This is a genomic window from Nocardioides sp. JCM 18998 (assembly GCF_055391535.1).
On the sequence record NZ_AP043886.1, the window covers coordinates 1,793,604 to 1,811,980 of the forward strand.

Here is an 18,377-nt window from a genome sequence, read left to right on the forward strand (position 1 = left end):
CCAGGGGCATCGTGGAGAGCATGATCCGTAGCGGGTGGGCACTCAGCGGCACAGGGGTGGCTCGGGGAGAGCGGCTCTGATGCGGGGAGGGCTGCGGCGGGTCGTCACCCTGCTGGTCGTGCTGTTGCTGGCGACGCTGGCGCTGCCCGCCAACGCCGACGTCCTGCCCAACCCGGCGCCCGCAGACGTCACCGCCCAGCTCTCCGTCACCAAGTCGGCCGCGCCCACCGAGGTGGGGCCGGGCGACACGATCGTCTACACGATCAACGTGGGGTGCTCGGCGATCAGCGACATCGGCTGTCGCGGAGCGATCACGACCGACACCGTGCCTGCCCCGTTGCAGGTGGTGAGCGCCAACACCGCAGGGCCCAACAGTGCCGCCACGCCGGTCATCAACGGCCAGGACGTCACGGTGACCTGGACCCAGGACATCGACGGCACGTCCGGCACCGCGATCGGGATGGCCGACAACACCACCAGCACGATCTCGATCACCGCGCGGGTGCCCAACGACATCTCCTACGACTACAACGATCAGACCCTGACCAACACCGCCACGGCCGAGGCGACCAACGCCGTCGACGCCAGCGGCACCGCGCCGGTCCACGTCACCGTTCCTTTCCTCCCGGCGACCACCGCCGGCAAGACCATCACCCCCGCGACGGGACTGGCCGCAGCCGGCACACCCGTCCAGGCGGCACTCACCGGGAGCAACGACTCGAACGGCACGGTGGACAGCCTGGTCATCCAGGACCCGAGCGACCCCACGGCGACGCCCAACCCGTTCACCTACCTGGGATTCACCGGCTTCGGCGACGTCACCCCGCCGGCCGGCACCACCAGCACCGGCTACGAGCTGTACGTGGGCGGCACCTGGATCGGGTGCCCGGGTTGCCCCAACACGCTGCCAGCAGGCGTGACGCCGGACGAGGTGCTCGGCACCCGGGTGACGTTCACGGGCGCCATCCCGGCCGGGGCGACCGGGTCGGTCGACCTCGACCTCGCGACCACCGACCTCGCCGCGGGCGTCACGGCCGACACCACCGTCACCGACGACGCGTCGTCCCAGGTGGCCCTCGACGGGCAGACCGCCTCCGACACCGCCTCCGACACCTACGTCATCCAGGCCAACGACGTCACGGTCTCGGCCTCCAAGAGCTTCGATCCGACGCTGGTCATCGCCGGCCAGCCCAGCACGGTGACGATCGGCGGCACGAATCAGAGCCCCTTCCCGATCGATTCGATGACCGTGAGCGAGCCTGCCAGCGGCTCCTTCCCCGACGACTACACCTTCGCCGGCTTCGCCGGCGGCATCGACTACCCGGACGGCGCCACCGGTGGGACGGTGACGTACCAGCCGTCGGGCGAGGAGGTCGCGTTCGACGACGGTGCCACGCCCGCGCCCCCGAGCGGCGGCAACGCCTCGGTGACCTCGTTCACCGTCACGTTCACCGGGTCCATCGCGACCGGTGGCGAGACCTCGATCCCGTTCACCGTCGACACCGATCCTGATGCGACCGGCCTGCCGAACACGGTGCACAACGACGTCGGCGTGCAGGGGGAGAACAACGGTGCGACGGGCCACGACACGGCCGGCGCCGACCTCTACATCTACAACGAACGCGTCGAGCCCTACGTCGACAAGCGCATCCGGCCCAGCCAGATCATCGCCAACCCCGGCGAGGTCGTCACCGTCTCGCTCACCGGCGGCACCACCGAGCTGCCGAACCCGCCGGCCACCCCCGATGGCACCACCGGCGACGCCGACCGGATCGTCATCCAGGACCCGCTCGACCCCGTCGCGCCCAATGACTGGTGGAACGCGTTCGACCTGACCGCGATCACCCAGACGCCGATCCCGGCCGACGCCTCACTGACGGTCTACTACTACGACACCACCGACGACACCTGGAAGGTGCTGACCGGCCCGGTCCCGGGGCCCGAGGCGAGCTTCAACTACACGGTGCCGGCCGACATCTCGGCGGTCGCCGGCGGGGTCCGCTTCGAGTACGACTACACCGGATCGGGCGACGGGTTCGCCCCCGGCACCGACCTGGCGCCCAACTTCACCAGCTCGCTGCGGGCGGACGGCCGCTACGACGGGGCCACCCCGCCGTACAACACCGACCCGGACAACCCCGACACGGTCATCTCGAACTGCGCGCAGTCCACCGCCTCCAGCCCGACCGACGGCGTGCCCGACGGGAATGCCGCGATGAACCCCGCCGACTGCCCGACGATCGACATCCTTCCGCCCAACGGCCAAGGGGTCGGCGACCTGATCAGCAAGCGGTTCGGCACGTCCAGCTCGGGTGGGGTCAAGAGCGTGATCGCCCGCTCCGGCGACACCATCCCCTCGACCCTGTCGTGGTCGACCGGCGGCTACTCCAACCTGCAGACCGTGGACGTCACCGACGTCGCCCATCCCGAGACCACGGCGGTGGCCGACAGCGTCTTCGACGCCTTCGACCTGACCCGCGTGCAGCCGATCAGCGCGACGTCCGACCCCCACCTGACATACGACCGGATCACCGAGGTCCAGCTGTGGAACGGCACCGCCTGGGTCGACGCCACCAACGACCCCTGCCCGGCGGCATGCGACGGCACCTTTCCCGGGATGGACCTCACCAGCGCCGAGCAGGCGTCCACGCTCGGGGTACGGCTGACCTTCGCCGAGAGTGACACCCACCGCACCACGCCGGCGGATCCGCCGGTCGGATCCGGAGTCGCCCGCTCGATCGGCGACGACCGCGACATCACCCTGGTGTGGCAGGTCCGAGACACCAAGCGCTCCGACGGCTCCCCGGCGCTCGCCGAGGACACGTACAACCTCGCCCCGCAGACCGGCATCGTGCGCAACACCGCCAACGCGACCGGCTACCCGGCCGGTGGCGGCACGCCGGTGTCGACCGACGACGCCGACGACGTGACGCTCATCGACGTACCGATCACCATGACCACCTCGAAGTCGTGGGCGGGTGGCCCTCTCGCCGTTCCGGCGCCCGGGACCCCGGCGAACGAGTACCCGCTCAGCCAGGTGTCGGTGACCGCGACCAACACCACACCGGCCCGCGTCGACCAGATGCAGATCACCGATCCGGCACCGGGATCCACGACGCCGCCGGCGACCGACCCGTTCGACTACTTCCGGCTCAACAACTTCGCCGCCATCGTGGTCCCGAGCGGCGCCACCACCACGACGGTCACGCTGACCTGCCCCGACGCCAGCACCCACGACTACGACCGCACCCAGGCGCTGGCACTGACCCCCGCGACGATGCCGTGCGACGTCGTGGGCGTGCGGGTGCTCTTCGACGGCCGGATCGTCAGCGCGGGCCGGGGCGTCGTACGGATGGACATGCGACTGCGCGCCCAGAACCGGAGCACCGGGGAGCAGATCACGGCGGACGACTCGCCGATCGGCGACGTCGCCCAGGGCATCGTCGCCGACGTCGACGCGATCCAGTCCTGCCCGCCCGCCGCCGGAGCGCGCTACGCCTGCGCGCAGAGCAACGCGGCCATCACGCTGGCGCAGCCGACGTACGGCGTCGAGGCGACCAAGTCGATCGCCCCCGCCACACAGAAGGAGGGCGACGACTCCCCGGTGGTCGTCACGATGACGGGGCAGAACACCGGCACCGCGCGCTCCTACATGGTGCGGCTGACCGACGACGACCCGACCTTCTGGAACGCGATGGACCTGGTCGGCATGGACCCGTCCTGGTCGCTGCCCACACCGGTCCAGTTCGTCCAGGCCTGCTACAAGACCGGCGGGACGTTCACCGATGCCACCGTGGCCGCCGACGACCCCGCCACCGTCGGGGGCGACTGGACCTGCGAGCCGCTGCCCGGCGGCGGACCGCCGTTCCAGACCGGAGACCTGACCCTGCAACAGGCGATCGACTTCATCGACGCCGCCGCAGGCCCGGACGTGCACGGCGTCAGGTTCAGCTTCATGGCCAACAACGAGATCGGCTGGCAGAACCCGGCGAACCCGCTGATCACGGTCCCGTTCCAGGTGCAGCGACGTACGGACCTGCGCACCGGCGGACCGGTCCCGACCACCCGCTCGGACCAGGTCGCGGCACCGGGTGAGACCGACGCCGGCGTGTTCGGCGACACCGCCGTCGCGGACGGCGAGTCGGTGCTCATCGGACCCGACGACCGGCTCACCGACGAGGACTCCGACGACGCCACCTACACCTACGTGCACGACACGGTGAGCGCGTCGGTGAACAAGTCGCCGGAGGGTGAGGTCCAGCCGGGGCAGGTCATCCCCTTCACGCTGACGTTCACCAACACCGGCGAGGCGCCGATCACCGATCCGGTCTTCACCGACCAGCTGCCCACCGACGCCGAGGGGCCCCTCCTGATCTTCGACCCGGACAGCGACCCCGCCATCACCTCGCCGTACTCCTTCGCGCTGTCGGGTGACGCACCCGACCCGCCGAACGGCGACCCGTTGCCGACCGACCAGGACGACATCACGATCACCCAGACCGGCCAGGCGATCACCTTCGCGATGCCACCCGGGACGGTGCTCGAGCCCGGGCAGACCTACACGATCACCATCGACATGATGCTGCGTCCCGGCCTGACCCCCGGCGACCAGGTCACGAACACGGCCACCATCAAGGGCGACGAGCCGTTCGACAGCTGCTCGCCGAACGAGAACGCCGACGGTGCCTGCTGGGACGACGACACCGTCTCGCCGATCCGGGTCGCCGCACTGAGCACCGTCAAGAAGGTCAAGGCCGACGTTCCGGTCGACGAGCCCGGCATCCCGGAGGTCTGGCTGGACCGTGACGTGATCCCTAGTGGAGCCGACGTCCCCGACGACTATTGCGACTCGGCGGCCGACGCCGATGGGTTCTACCGCTCCCCGTGCGTGCCGGTGACCTACCCCGGCGACACCGAGACCTGGCGCATGACGATCACCAACTCCGGGACGCTGCCCATCAGCCAACTGGTCGAGATGGACAACCTGCCCACCCCCGGCGACACGGGTGTGATCGTCAACCTCCCCCGTGGCTCGGAGTGGTCGCCGACCTACGCCGACAGCCTCGAGCTCATCGCCCCGGGACACCCGCTGGCGACGATGACCACCTACTACTCGACCTCGTCGCATCCGTGCACGGCGGACCTGGACCCGCTCGGCACCCCCTGCCCGGCCGGCGACTGGATCCCGATCTCGCAGGCGCCCTCGAACGCGAGCGTCGCGGCGGTGAAGTTCGTCGTGGACTTCCCCGCGGGCAACCCGTTCGCGCCGGGGCAACAGGTCATGATCCAGGGCAAGACCCGGACCACGCCCTCCGAGGCGGCCGACTCGACGTTCCCGGTCGCCTGGAACACCGCCGCCACCGGAGGGGTCGCCTCCGACGCCGGCTCGCCGGTGAGCATCCCCGCCACCGAGGGACGCAAGGTCGGCGTGACCTACCCGACCGGCCCGATCCGGCTGCAGAAGGTCGTCACCGGCGATGGGGCCCCGCACGCCCCGGACTCCTTCCGGGTCCAGCTGGCCTGCACGATGCCGGCGGTGGGCGGGCAGCCGGCGTACGACCTGACCGGTCTGCCCGAGGTGACGCTCGTCCCGGGCGATCCGCCGGTGCAGGTGGACAACCTGCCGTGGGGTGCCCAGTGCACCGCGACCGAGGCCGATCAGGGGCAGACCTCGCAGACGATCGGCACCGCGACCGTCGGTGGCCCCGACGACCCCATCGGGCTGATCACCGTCACCAACGAATTCGACACCGGCGCCATGACCGTCACGAAGGCGGTCGACTCCGACGCCGTGGACCAGGACGGCAACCCGATCGCGTACGGGCCGTTCACACTCCGCGAGAGCTGCACCTTCCTCGGCGATCCGGTGTGGGCCACCGGCTACAGCCTGATCCACCCGATGGTCACGACGCTCGCCGGCGGCGCGACGTGGACGCTCACCGGGCTCCCGGTCGGAGCGACCTGCACGACCACCGAGCCCGGCGATGCCGGCGCGGCGAGCACTACGATCGCACCTGCCACGGTGACCATCGGCGGTGCCGACCGTGACCCGGCCGCCGTGCAGGCGGTCACCGTGACCAACCACTACGACGTGGGATCGCTACGGCTGCGCAAGTTCGTCCCCGAGGAGGCCGAGCCGTACGCGATCAGCCAGGGTCCGTTCACGCTGCACGTCACGTGCGTCCTCACCGATCCCTCACGCCCCGACGGCGCGGTGGTCTACGACGACGACGTGGTCCTCCAGGGACCCCAGCCCCTCGAGACACAGATCGACGACCTGCCCACCGGCGCGGTCTGCACGGTGACCGAGCCCGACCCGGGGGCGGCGACCGCGCACACGGTCGTGCCCTCGTCGGTCACGATCGGGGACGACACGACGGTGCGGGTGGTCGTCTCCAACCTCTTCGGCGCCGGCTCATTGACGATCGACAAGTCGATCGCCGGTCCGGGGGCGGACCTCTATGGGGCGGGGCCGTTCGAGGTCAGCGTGACCTGCACCTACACCGACGTCAACGGCGCCCAGGTGCCGCTGGCGACACCGGGCGGCGCCACCCGGGAGCTCAGCGCCGACAACGACTACACGGTCACCTATCAGCCCCTGCTGCTCGGCTCGACCTGCCACGTCGCGGAGACGAGGACGGGTGGGGCCACCGACACCGTGATCACCGACGCCGACGGCAACGAGGTCTCGGAGGTGACGATCGACAGCCTCACCGAGGCACTGACGCTGGGGATCACCAACACCTTCGACGTCGGGTCGGTCCGGGTGCACAAGGTGGTCAAGGGCGACGGCTCCGGCCCGTTCACGGTGCGGTTGGCCTGCACGTACGACGTCGACGGGACGCCCACGCCTGTGGACATCCCCGGCGGCGCCGACCGCGTCCTGACCGACGGCAACGACCTCACGACCGTGTACGACGACCTGCCCACCGGGGCGTCCTGCACGCTCACCGAGACGAAGAACGGCGGAGCCAACGCGACCACGATCACCCCGAACGCCGGGGACCCGTCGACCGGCACCGTCACCGTCGGCGACAGCACGACCGTCGGCCTGCGGGTGGTCAACCGCTTCGTCAACCCGGGTCCCGACCAGGGGCCGAGCTCCGGGAGCCTCGGCCCCGGATCGTCGGGGGCGGCCCTCCCGGACACGGGCGCGAACCGCTGGACCACGTACGCCCTGCTGGGCGGTGGACTCGCCCTGGTGCTCGGGCTGAGCCTCCTGCTGGCCGGTGTGCGGCGCGGCTCGTCCCGGCGGCGCTGACGTGGCAGCGGGCGACGAGGCGACCGACTGGCGTGAGCTGATCGCGATCGTGTTGCTCTCGGTGACGGCGATCCTGACCGCCTGGACCGGCTTCCAGGCCAGCAAGTGGGGCGGCGCGATGTCGATCTCGTTCTCGCAGGCGTCCTCGGGGCGGATCGCCGCCGCTCGCCTGGAGAACGTCGCCAACCGCAAGCAGACGATCCAGGTGTCGCTGTTCACCCAGTGGCTGCAGGCGTACCAGAACCACGACACCGAGCTCACCGACTTCCTGCAGAAGCGCTTCCCCGAGCCGCTGGCCACCGCCTTCCCGCTGTGGCTGGCGGCCCATCCGCTGAAGAATCCTGACGCACCGGCGACGCCGTTCGAGATGGCCGAGTACGCGATCCCCGAGGAGGCCCAGGCCGAGGACGCCGACCACCGGGCGGACGCGCGGTTCGCACTGGCGCTGCGCAACAACCAGCGCGGCGACAACTACACGGTGCTCACCATCGGATTCGCCACCGTGCTGTTCTTCGCCGCGCTCTCGGGGCGGATGCGGCGGGTGGGCGCCCAGTGGGCGCTGCTCGCCGTCGGAGGCGTGGGGTTCGTCGTGCTCGCCGCCTTGTTGCTGTCCCTGCCGAAGATGGTCTGACCGCGATCCCCGCTCACCCGTGGCGGGTGAGGCGCAGGACCCGAGGTGGGCGCAGCCTCGGATGCGCGAGCGTTCCGGCTCGATCGAGGCCGAGCAGCGATGGGCGATGAGCGATGAGGGACGGTGGTGACGTGCTGAGCAGGCTGCGCGCGCTGCTGCTGCCGGCCAGCCAGCGGCGCACCCTCGAGGAGCTCGGCCTCGAGCTCGCGCCGGACACCGGCGACGTCGAGGCGAAGCGCTCGGCGTTCTCGGCCATGCTGGTGCTCTCGGCCGTCATCGCCGCGTGCGGCGTGCTGTCCGACTCGACCGCGACCGTGATCGGGGCGATGATCATCGCCCCGCTCTCCACCCCGATCATGGGCACCGCGCTGGAGATCGTGACGCGGCGCCGCGCGGGTGCGTTCGTCCGGGTGCTGCTCGGCGCCGGCACCGTGGTGGGCATCGGGCTGCTCTTCGCCGCGGTGCTGCCGGGCACCTACGACCTGCACACGAACGGCCAGATCACCGGCCGTACCTCGCCCGGCCTGCTGGACCTGCTCGGTGCCCTCGCGACCGGCCTCGCGGGCGCGACGGCGCTGGCGCGTCGCGATGTGGCGGCGGTCCTGCCGGGCGTGGCGATCGCGATCTCGCTGGTGCCGCCGCTCGCGGTGGTCGGCGTCTGCCTCGGTCAGGGGGCCGTGGCGATGGCGGTCGGAGCACTGGTGCTCTTCATCTCGAACCTGCTGTCCCTGATGATCGCCGGCACCTTCGTCTTCGCCGTCCTCGGCTACTCCGCCGCGGTCGAGGAGTCGGACCGCAGACGCCGCCGAACGCGGCTGTTGCTGGGCTCGCTCCTGGCCGCCGTCGCGATCCCGCTCGTCGCCAACACCGTCTTCACCGTCCTCACCTCAGTCTGGACCTCGCGGGCGACCGACGCCGCCCGGACCTGGATCGCGTCGGTCCCCGGGGCGGAGGTGACCGGCGTCGACCGGCAGGCGACGACGCTGTACATCCACGTCCGCACGCCGGGTGAGGTCCCGTCACCGGAGAAGCTGATGACGGCACTGGCCTCGCGCCTACCAGCGGGACTGGGCGTGGTCATCGAGACGACCGCGGGGCGCCGCATCGAGGCTGGCGACACCGGCTGAGCAGGGCTCGGGGCAGGCTTAGGTCGAGCCCGCTGGAGCCACTGGTCTGGACGTCATCGACCGTTCGCAGCTCTGGACGAGTGGTGTGCTCAGGTCCGGGCCAGCCCACCCGATAGCCGGGCGTGTCGGTCGAGACCACGCAAGCCTCCGTGCCGCAGCCCCGACGAGCGCCTGCGCTCGAGGCTGAGGACGCCCCCGTGCCCCTCGACCCGGCCGCCGAGCTCGCCTTCCAGCGCGAGGTGATCGACCAGGTCATCGGCGACGCGTCGGTCGACGAGGTGCTGCGCGCGATCTGCCACCACCTCGAGGAGGCACTGCCCGACACCCGCGCGAACGTCGTCACCGTCGACGCCGTCACCGGCCGGATGAGCCACGCGGCGGCGCCCTCGCTCTCCGAGCACTACATCGAGTCGAGCGACCGGCGCGCCCTCCAGCACGGCCTCGGGCTCTCGGCCGCCGCCGCCCGGCGTGGCGTCGACCTCGCCGTCGCCGACGTGCATGCCGAGCCCTCGCTGGCCCAGTTCCTGACGGACCTCGACGCCGAGGGCATCCGCGCCGTCCTCGCCCACCCGCTCGCCCAGTCGGACGGCAGCGTGTTCGGCACCCTGACCGTCTACTGGTCCGAGGTGCACCACCCGACCCGCGACGAGATCATCGCTGTGCAGCAGACCGGCCGGCTGGTGTGCCTCGCGCTCGCGCTCGCGGCCCGCCCCGATGCGGCCTCGATCCCGGCGCACCTGCACGGCCGCGCCCGCTTCCTCCAGCTGCTCAACACCCGGATGCTGCGCCCGGGGCAGCCGATCGCCGTGCTCGTCCTCCAGCTCGGCGGCCTGGAGCTGCTCGACCTCGAGCTCGACAGCGCCGTCCGCGCGGAGCTGCTCCGCCTGATCGCGGACCGGATCCACGCCGAGGCGGGGGAGTCGGCGCTGGTCGGCCTGCTCGACAACGCCAAGGCCGTGGTGGCGATCGACGCCGCCACCCCGCCGGTCCGCGAGCGGATCGCGGCCAACCTCCTCGCGGCGCTCAGCGAGCCGTTCGCCGTCGACGGCGGCGAGTTCGCGCTCGCGCCGTCCATCGGGGTCGCTGTCGGACCGCGTGACGACGACGCGTACGAGGTCGTCAAGAACGCCCTGGTCGCGGTCAACGCCGCCCGGGTCACCGGCCAGGGCCGGGTCCGGAGCTACGACCGCGAGCTGCGGGTGGCCGCCGCCGATCGACTCGCCCGCCACGCCGCGCTGCGCCGGGCCATCCGCAACCACGAGGTCAGCCTGGTCTTCCAGCCCGCCGTCGAGCTGGCCACCAACGCGTTCACCCGTGTCGAGGCACTCGCCCGCTGGCAGCTGCCCGGCGGCGGTCGCGTCTCGCCGGGCGAGTTCATCCCGCTCGCGGAGGCGACCGGTCTGATCGTGCCGCTCGGCGCGCAGATCCTGGACCTGGCGATCGCCCAGGCGAAGGAGTGGACCACGACGGCGCCGCACACCCGTACGTCCATCAACCTCTCCGGCGTCCAGCTGAGCATGCCCGGCTTCGCCGAGCGGCTCATCGAGCGTGTCGAGCAGGCCGGGCTCGGCACCTGGCCGGTGGTCTTCGAGATCACCGAGACGGCGCTGATGGAGAACCTCGAGGTGGGCCGCCAGGGCCTCCAGCTGCTCCAGGACTCCGGCTACCGGGTCGTCATCGACGACTTCGGCACCGGGCACTCCTCGCTGGCCCTGCTCGACGAGCTGCCGGTGGCCGGGCTCAAGCTGGACAAGAAGTTCATCCAGCGGCTGGCCGAGGACCCCACCGCCCGCACGGTCGTCGGCGCGATCGTGTCGGTCGCCGGGGCGTACGACCTGCTCACCACCGCCGAGGGGATCGAGGACGGCGAGACCCTCCAGATCGTGCGCGACCTCGGCATCGACTACGGCCAGGGCTTCTACATGTGCATGCCGGCGCCGGCCGAGGGCATGGCCGAGCTCCTCAATCGTGGGTTCATGGTCTGATACCTAGGTTCTCTTTAGGTATTTTGCTGATATACACGGAGCGTGCGCACTTCTCTCACCCGGCGCCTGCTCGCCGTCGCGACCTCGCTGACGGCCTCGGCCGCTCTTGCGACGCTGGTCCCCGCACCGGCCCACGCCGACGACAGCACCACGCTGGCGATCGTCGGCACCAGTGACGTCTCCGACTCCAACCTGTTCGCGGCGGTCCTCAAGCCGGGCTTCGAGGCGGCCTACCCGCAGTACAAGGTGACCTATCAGGGCAGCGCGACCCAGGTGGCGATCAACAACGCCAAGACCGGGCAGTTCGGCGCGCTGATCGTGCACGCACCCAGCCTGGAGAACCAGTTCGTCAAGGACGGCTACTCCACCGAGCCGTACGGCCGGGCGATCTTCTGGGGCGACTTCGTCCTGCTCGGACCCGCCAGCGACCCGGCCGGGATCATGAGCAACGGCGCCGTGGAGACCGACCCGGCCGCCGCCTTCGCCAAGCTCGCCAAGGCGGGCGAGGACGGCAAGGCCAGCTTCGTCGCGCGTGAGACCGGATCCGGCACCGACGTCGCCTCGCACGCGATCTGGTCGGCTGCGGCAGCGGCTGACAACGACCTCAGCACCTGCACCGTCTCGGCGGCCAACGGTGGCGGCTCGATGCCGTCGACCGCCGGCGGCGCCTGCAACACGACCACGCCGGCCTACCCGTCCTGGTACCACGTGACCGGGAGCAAGCAGGGCGACAACGTCGTCCAGGCTGACGTCTGCGCCTCGTCGGTCAGCGCCAACGGCAACGACTGCTACGTCTTCACCGACCGCGGCACCTACCAGTACCTCGCCTCGACCAACAAGATCAGCAACCTCCAGATCGTCGTCCGTGGCTCCTCGCAGCTGCTGGTCAACTCGTTCCACGCCTACGCGATCAACCCCGCCGCGATCGCCGGCGGCGGCGCCAACATCAACACCGCGGCCGCCAAGGCGTTCCTGGACTGGGTCACCTCCCCGTCCGGCCAGCAGCAGGTCGGTGCCTACCTGAACGAGGCCAAGGACGCGCCGTTCCTGCCGGACGCCGCCCCGGTGCTCAAGACGACCACGTCCCTGCCGTCCCGCGTCGCCGCCGGGAAGTCGTTCACCGTGAAGGGCTCGCTGACCAACGTCGTCCCGGGGATGCCGGCCCTGGCGAACCAGCACGTCCTGCTGCGCTCGGTGCCGACCAGCGACCCCACCGCGGCGCCGACCACCGTCGCGACCGGCACGACAGATGCCACCGGGCACTTCTCGATCAGCTACAAGCCCACCGTGACCGCGGCGTACGCCCTCACCACCGGGACGATCACCCAGATCGAGAACGCCAGCCTCGACCCGAAGTTCGGCGACATCCTGCAGCCCGCAGCGCTCCCGCTCACCGGTCGGGTGGAGGTCCGCGGCGCGGTGACCCTGAGCAAGGCCACCGTCCAGCGTCGCAAGGTCACGCTGAGCGGCAGGATCGCGCCGCGTGCCGCCGCCGGCGCCCACGTCGTCGTCTACGCCGGTCACCCGGGCCGCAAGCTCCGGCCGGTGAAGACCGCCACGGTGGCGGTGCACGCCGCGGCCTTCCACCTCGCCACCCATCTCAAGCGCGGCATCTGGCGGGTCAAGGTCTCCTATGCCAACGGCCAGAGCTCGAGCGCGGCCACATCGAAGACCAAGAAGGTGACGGTGCGCTGATCAGGCGTCTGGCTTCCGCTGCTGCCGCAGCGCTCCTCGCGGCCGGGCTGGTGATGACCACCGGCCCGGCCGCGACGGCTGCCGGGGGCTGCGGCGGCGCGTCCGCCTGCGTCGTCGTCGACGTGGTCGGCACGACCACCACCTCGGCCGTCTTCACCCCCGACGACCTCGATCGGCTGCACGACGTCGTCAACACCGGCTACACCCTCCAGTCGCGGCCCGACGACCCCTCGCCGCAGAGCACCACCGTCGCGCAGGCGACCTCGCTGCGCGCCCTCGTCGCCGCGATCCCGCAGCCCGGGCACCCCGGCTCCACCCTCGACCCGGACGCCGTCACCTACACCGAGGTCGACGACGCCCAGGGCCGGTCCCACCCGATCCCGCAGGGCGCACTGGGCCCTGCCGGCGCGACCGGCTACGAGCACGGCCTGATGCCCGCCGTCTACGCGCTCGACCAGGACACCATCGGCTATCTCCGCCCGCTGCGTGACAGCAGCGACGTCAACGTCTCGGCCGACGCCAACATCGGCGGCTACTTCCTCAGCGGCTCCGACGGCGTGCTGCGCGTCGTCGTCCACACCTCCGGTCAGCTGCTCGCCCCGGTCATCCACGCCGCGGCCAGTACCGCCGACGTCGGCAAGGGCGTCGGCTTCACCGCGACGCTCTCCGGCCAGCCCGGCGGGACGCTCACCTACGCCTGGAGCTTCGGCGACGGCGCCACCGCCACTTCCGCGGCGCCGACCCACGCCTGGACCCGTGCCGGCACGTACGACGTCGGCCTGACCGTCTCCTCGCCCGACGGCTCCACCGGGCGGGCCGAGAGCGTCGTGGTCGACGTCGCGGCCACGCCGAAGGCGGGCCCGTCGACCGGACCGGGCACGGGCAAGAACCACGACAAGCACGCGCCGGTCACCGGTCCCACCAGCGGCACGGGCGACCACAAGGGTGGCGCGGTCGAGACCACCCCGGGGTCGGGCCCGGTCGTGTCGGGTGGCTCCACCGCGGGCGCCGCGCCGACCGCCCCGCCGACCTCCGCGCCGGGGGCCGCCTCGGAGAGCCAGGTGCAGCCGCCGCCGGACCTGCCCAGCATCCCGGTCGTGAAGCCTGCCAAGCCGCTTCCCGTACGGGCGGCGGAGGGCGACGGCACGCGTGTCTCCGGCATCGTGCTGTCCGCCGCCGAGGTCCCGCTGCCGGCCGCCGCGGAGCAGACGACGACCGCCGACGCGGCCCGGCACACCTCCTCCGATACTCCCTTCTCGCTGCCCGGCTGGGTGCTGCCGACGATCCTGGTGCTCGCGCTGTTCGGCGCGGGCGTGGCGCGTGAGTCGCGGCGGGCCCGCGGGCGCGGCAGGATGCGCCCGTGAGGGCGCGAAGCGGCCTCGCCATCCACCCCAGTGCGTGCGGTGCCTCGTGCGCGCACGGAGCGAAGCGAGAACGTGCATGAGCGATCACATCTACGACGCCGTCTTCAAGGTCGCCGCGAGCCTCGAGCTGCCCGTCGTGATCCTCGCGCTCGTCGCCCTCGCGGTGGTGGTCTACGAGACCGGGGCCTTCGCGGTCGAGGCCGCGCAGCGCAGCCGGCGACGCTTCCCGCGGCTCGCCGCGGCCGCGGCCACCGCCCGGCAGCGGATCGACGCGGGTGACGTCGAGGGCGCCCAGCAGGCGCTCGCCCCGGTCGCCTGGAGCGGCGCGATGGGCGACGCCCTGCGTCACCTGGTCACCGACAGCGGCCTGCCCAACCCCGAGCCGCACCTCGCCAAGCGGCTCGCCGACTTCGACTTCGTCTGCCAGAGCCGCCTGACGCTGACCCGGCTGCTGGTCCGCTTCGGCCCCGCGCTGGGCCTGATGGGCACCCTCATCCCGCTCTCCCCGGCTCTCGAGGGCCTCGCCAACGGCGAGGTCACCGAGCTCACCGACAACCTCCGAATCGCCTTCAGCATCACCGTCCTCGGCCTGCTCGTCGGTGCACTGGCCTTCGCCCTGTCGCTGCTGCGCGACCGGCTCTACGGACAGGACTACTCCGACCTGGAGTACGTCGCCGCCATCCTCAGCGAGCCCGCCGAGGCGGTCGAGGCCGCGGCGCCGTGATCAAGGTCAGCCGCCGCGCCCACCGGTACGAGGACCGGGCCGGTGACCCACTGGACGGGCTGGTCAACCTGTTCGACCTCGGCATCGTCCTCTCGCTCGCCTTCCTGCTGGCCGCGCTCGCCTCGCTCCACCTCGACTCGGCCGTCACCCGCACCGGGCTGACCAAGCCGGTCCCGTCCGACGCGGTCACGCTCAAGCCGGGCGAGACCAGCGGGCCGGTCCCGTCCGGCGGCCCCAGCGTCATCGGCACCGGCACCCGGGTCGGCGAGGTCTACCGCCTCGCGGACGGCACCCTGGTCTACGTCGTGCCGACCACCGGCGCGGCCGCCACGTCCCAGCCGACCTCCCAGCCGACCTCCCAGCCGACCTCCCAGCCGACCTCCCAGCCCACCGCAGGTCCCACCCCGTGAGCTTCCTGTGGCAGGGCCTGCGCGAGGCGTGGCACCTGATCGTCACCCACGACCCGTACCTCTGGGGGCTGGTCGACGTCACCCTGCGCGTCTGTGCCCTGTCCACCGCCATCGCGGTGGTCGTGGGCCTGCCGATCGGGCTGGCGATCGGGCTGGGCCGGTTCCGCGGGCGGGGCATCCTGGTGGCCCTGGCCAACGCGGGTCTGGGCCTGCCGCCGGTGATCGTCGGCGTCATCCTCGCGGTGCTGATGTTCCCGCAGGCGCCGCTGGGCCGGTTCCACCTGATCTTCACGCTCCGGGCGGTCTACATCGCCCAGACGATCCTGGCGCTGCCGATCATCATCGCGCTGACGATCTCGGCCATCTCCGACATCGCTCCCGGTCTGATCGCCCAGGCCCGAGCCTTCGGCGCGCGGCGCCACCGGATCGCGCTGCTGGCGCTGCGCGAGGCCCGGGTGGGGGTGATGGCCGCGATCATCGCGGCGGTCGGCTCCGGGCTCTCCGAGGTCGGCGCGGTCGCGATCGTGGGCGGCAACGCGGAGTACGCCACCCAGACGCTCGCCTCCGCGGCACTCGACCGGGTCGGCGCCGGACGCTACGCCGACGGCATCGCGATCGGCATCCTGCTGCTCGGCCTCATCCTGATCATCACCGCGATCCTCACCGTCATCCAGTACACCGGTGGGCAGCGCCGGATCGGACGCTCGTCGTGAGCGCGGTGCTGGAGGTCGCCGACCTGGAGGTGCGTCGCGGCGGGCGGTGCGTCCTCGACGGGATCGGCTTCACCGCCGAGCGCGGCGAGGTGATCGCCGTCCTCGGCCCCAACGGCGCCGGCAAGAGCACCCTGCTCGAGACGATCGGAGGCATCCTGCCCGCGGCCTCGGGCAGCGCCCGCGTCGAGGGCCGGGTCGCCACCGTGCTGCAGACTCCAGGGCTCGCCTCGCGCTCGGTGCGGGCGAACGTGGACCTGGCGCAGGCGTGGTTCGGCGTGCCGCGGGCGCAGCGCCGCGAGCGCACGGAGGCCGCGCTGCGCGGGATGCGCGCCGACCACCTCGCCACGCGTCCCGCGATCGCCCTCTCGGGCGGCGAGCGACGCCGGGTCCACCTCGCCCGCGGGGTCGCGGTGGGCGCCGACCTGTTGCTGCTCGACGAGCCGTTCGCCGGTCTCGACGCCGAGACCCAGCGCGCCCTGGTCGCCGACACCGCAGCCACCCTGCGCTCGGCCGCGGGGGCGGTGATTGTGGTGCTGCACGACCGCGCCGACGCGTGGGCGCTGGCCGACCGGGTGCTGGTGATGATGGATGGCCGGATCGTCGCCGACGCGCCGCCCGACGCCCTGATGCAGTCCCCGCCGACGCCGCAGGTGGCCCGCTTCCTGGGCTACGACGGCCAGGTCGAGATCGCCGGGGAGCTGGTGCTGACCCGTCCCGTCCACGTGCGGCTCGACCCGTCCGGCGACCTCGAGGGGACCGTACGTCGTGTCGTCCGGCTCGAGGACGGTGCGCGCGTCGAGGTGGCGACATCGGGCGGCACGCTCTTCGCGCTCCACCCCTCCGTCGACCTGGTGGCGGGCGACTCCGTGCGGATCGCGCTGGCCGGCGGGGCACGCTTCCCGGCCTGAGTGCCCGCGGAGGCGGTAGCCTCCGAGTCATGCCGAAGTACCTGCGCATCGGTGAGGTCGCCCAGGCCCTCGGGGTCAGCCCGGACACGCTGCGCCGCTGGGAGGGCGAGGGGCGCATCGCGTTCGAGCGCCGCGGCAACCAGCGCGTCCTCGATGCCGATCGCCTGCCCGAGCTGCGTGCTGCCAACCGCGGCCGCGAGCGCACCTCCAGCGCCCGCAACCGGCTGACCGGCGTCGTCACTGCTGTCGTACGAGATGGCGTGATGGCCCAGGTCGAGCTCGCCTGCGGCGACTTCCGGGTGGTCTCGCTGATGAGCCGCGAGGCCGCCGACGAGCTCGGCCTCGAGCCCGGCGTCACCGCTGCCGCGGTGGTGAAGTCGACCAACGTGATCGTCGAGCGGGAGCGCTGAGATGCCCGTTCGGCGGGGTGGGTGCCGCCCCGATTAGGCGTCCTCGCGCACCCTCGTATAAGTTTCTACTCGTTCCCGCCGCGAAGGCCTCGCGGTGAGGAGCGCCAAGGCCCCGTAGCGCAGTTGGTTAGCGCGCCGCCCTGTCACGGCGGAGGCCGCGGGTTCAAGTCCCGTCGGGGTCGCAAGATCGAGGAAGCCGCATCCATCAGGATGCGGCTTCGTCGCATTTCTGCCGTCACCGCAGAAGATGCTGCAACACCGCGTTACAAGCGATAGCCGAGCACCCCGAGAGCTGCCGTCAGCGGTCAGGCGGGTGGCACAGAGCGCGCTCGATCGTTGATCGCATGACACAGCTGACCGCACCGGGCGCTCGTGCGACCATGCTCAACAAGGTCCCCGAGATCACCGTCTACTTCTGGATCATCAAGATCCTGTGCACCAGCGTGGGCGAGAGCTTCGCCGACTACGTCAACGAGACGCTCGGGTTCGGCCTGGTCAACACGACCGTGCTGTTCGGCGTCGCGCTGGTCGCCGCGCTGGCGGTCCAGCTCCGCGCCCGCCGCTACACGCCGTGGATCTACTGGCTCACCGTCGTGCTGGTCAGCGTCGAGGGCACCCTGCTGACCGACAACCTGACGGACGGCCACAACGTGCCGTTGTGGGTCAGCAGCACCGTCTTCTCGGCCCTCCTCCTGGCCGTGTTCGCCGGCTGGTACGCCCGCGAGCGCACCCTGTCGATCCATACCGTCGACACCGGCTCGCGCGAGGGCTGGTACTGGCTCACCGTGCTGGTCACCTTCGCACTGGGCACCGCGCTCGGCGACTGGACCGTCGAGCTGACCGGCTGGGGCCCGGGCGCCTCGATCCTGCTCCCGCTGGGCCTGATCGCGCTCATCCTCGTCGCCTGGAGGGCGGGCGTGAACGCGGTCCTGACCTTCTGGATCGCGTTCATCCTCACCCGCCCGTTGGGTGCGAACATCGGCGACTTCCTGGCCTCCGACACCTCCGAAGGCGGGCTCGGCTGGGGCACCCTCTGGCCGAGCCTGGCGTTCCTGGCCGCGATCCTCGCCGTGGTCATCTACCTCACCGCGACCAGGGTCGACCGGATCGGGAAGAGTCCGTACGCCGAGGCGTGAGGACGAGGCGGGC

The 18,377-nt window shown here is 71.7% G+C and carries 12 protein-coding genes and 1 tRNA gene; all 13 read left to right on the forward strand.

The genetic code is table 11. The features are described 5' to 3' along the window. Positions 1 to 79 precede the first annotated feature (79 nt). The 13 genes from ACZ5L9_RS08450 (at position 80) to ACZ5L9_RS08510 (ending at position 18,364) form a co-directional block, all read left to right on the forward strand. Positions 80 to 7,261 (forward strand): DUF5979 domain-containing protein, encoded by a 7,182-nt coding sequence (locus ACZ5L9_RS08450; protein ID WP_464536108.1) that lies wholly within the window; start codon positions 80 to 82, stop codon positions 7,259 to 7,261. Between the two features lies 1 nt (position 7,262). Next, positions 7,263 to 7,892 carry a hypothetical protein gene (locus tag ACZ5L9_RS08455; RefSeq protein ID WP_464536110.1) on the forward strand — a complete coding sequence of 210 codons (630 nt, stop codon included), beginning with the start codon at positions 7,263 to 7,265 and terminating at the stop codon, positions 7,890 to 7,892. Between the two features lie 113 nt (positions 7,893 to 8,005). Further along, positions 8,006 to 9,019: a DUF389 domain-containing protein gene (locus tag ACZ5L9_RS08460; RefSeq protein ID WP_464536112.1), complete on the forward strand. Its 1,014-nt coding sequence runs from the start codon at positions 8,006 to 8,008 to the stop codon at positions 9,017 to 9,019. 197 nt (positions 9,020 to 9,216) lie between these two features. Further along, a complete protein-coding gene (locus ACZ5L9_RS08465; protein ID WP_464536114.1) occupies positions 9,217 to 11,004 on the forward strand; it encodes an EAL domain-containing protein in 1,788 nt (595 codons plus the stop codon). A gap of 42 nt (positions 11,005 to 11,046) precedes the next feature. After that, entirely contained in the window at positions 11,047 to 12,699 is a 1,653-nt protein-coding gene (locus ACZ5L9_RS08470) for a substrate-binding domain-containing protein (protein WP_464536116.1), read from the forward strand. A 53-nt stretch (positions 12,700 to 12,752) separates the two neighbouring features. Next, on the forward strand, positions 12,753 to 14,063 hold the full coding sequence (locus tag ACZ5L9_RS08475) for a PKD domain-containing protein (protein ID WP_464536118.1): 1,311 nt from the start codon (positions 12,753 to 12,755) through the stop codon (positions 14,061 to 14,063). Between the two features lie 76 nt (positions 14,064 to 14,139). Continuing rightward, positions 14,140 to 14,787: a MotA/TolQ/ExbB proton channel family protein gene (locus ACZ5L9_RS08480; protein WP_464536120.1), complete on the forward strand. Its 648-nt coding sequence runs from the start codon at positions 14,140 to 14,142 to the stop codon at positions 14,785 to 14,787. Beyond that, a complete protein-coding gene (locus ACZ5L9_RS08485) occupies positions 14,784 to 15,197 on the forward strand; it encodes a DUF2149 domain-containing protein (RefSeq protein WP_464536122.1) in 414 nt (137 codons plus the stop codon). Before ACZ5L9_RS08480 ends, ACZ5L9_RS08485 begins: the two co-directional genes overlap by 4 nt. Further along, a complete protein-coding gene (locus ACZ5L9_RS08490) occupies positions 15,194 to 15,910 on the forward strand; it encodes an ABC transporter permease (RefSeq protein ID WP_464536124.1) in 717 nt (238 codons plus the stop codon). The genes ACZ5L9_RS08485 and ACZ5L9_RS08490 overlap by 4 nt, the downstream gene beginning before the upstream one ends. Next, positions 15,907 to 16,818 (forward strand): ABC transporter ATP-binding protein, encoded by a 912-nt coding sequence (locus ACZ5L9_RS08495; protein WP_464536126.1) that lies wholly within the window; start codon positions 15,907 to 15,909, stop codon positions 16,816 to 16,818. Before ACZ5L9_RS08490 ends, ACZ5L9_RS08495 begins: the two co-directional genes overlap by 4 nt. A gap of 29 nt (positions 16,819 to 16,847) precedes the next feature. Beyond that, a complete protein-coding gene (locus tag ACZ5L9_RS08500; protein WP_464536128.1) occupies positions 16,848 to 17,228 on the forward strand; it encodes a TOBE domain-containing protein in 381 nt (126 codons plus the stop codon). A 108-nt stretch (positions 17,229 to 17,336) separates the two neighbouring features. Then, positions 17,337 to 17,410: transfer RNA gene (locus tag ACZ5L9_RS08505), tRNA-Asp, on the forward strand. Between the two features lie 162 nt (positions 17,411 to 17,572). Next, positions 17,573 to 18,364 (forward strand): COG4705 family protein, encoded by a 792-nt coding sequence (locus ACZ5L9_RS08510; RefSeq protein ID WP_464536130.1) that lies wholly within the window; start codon positions 17,573 to 17,575, stop codon positions 18,362 to 18,364. The last annotated feature ends 13 nt before the right edge of the window (positions 18,365 to 18,377 follow it).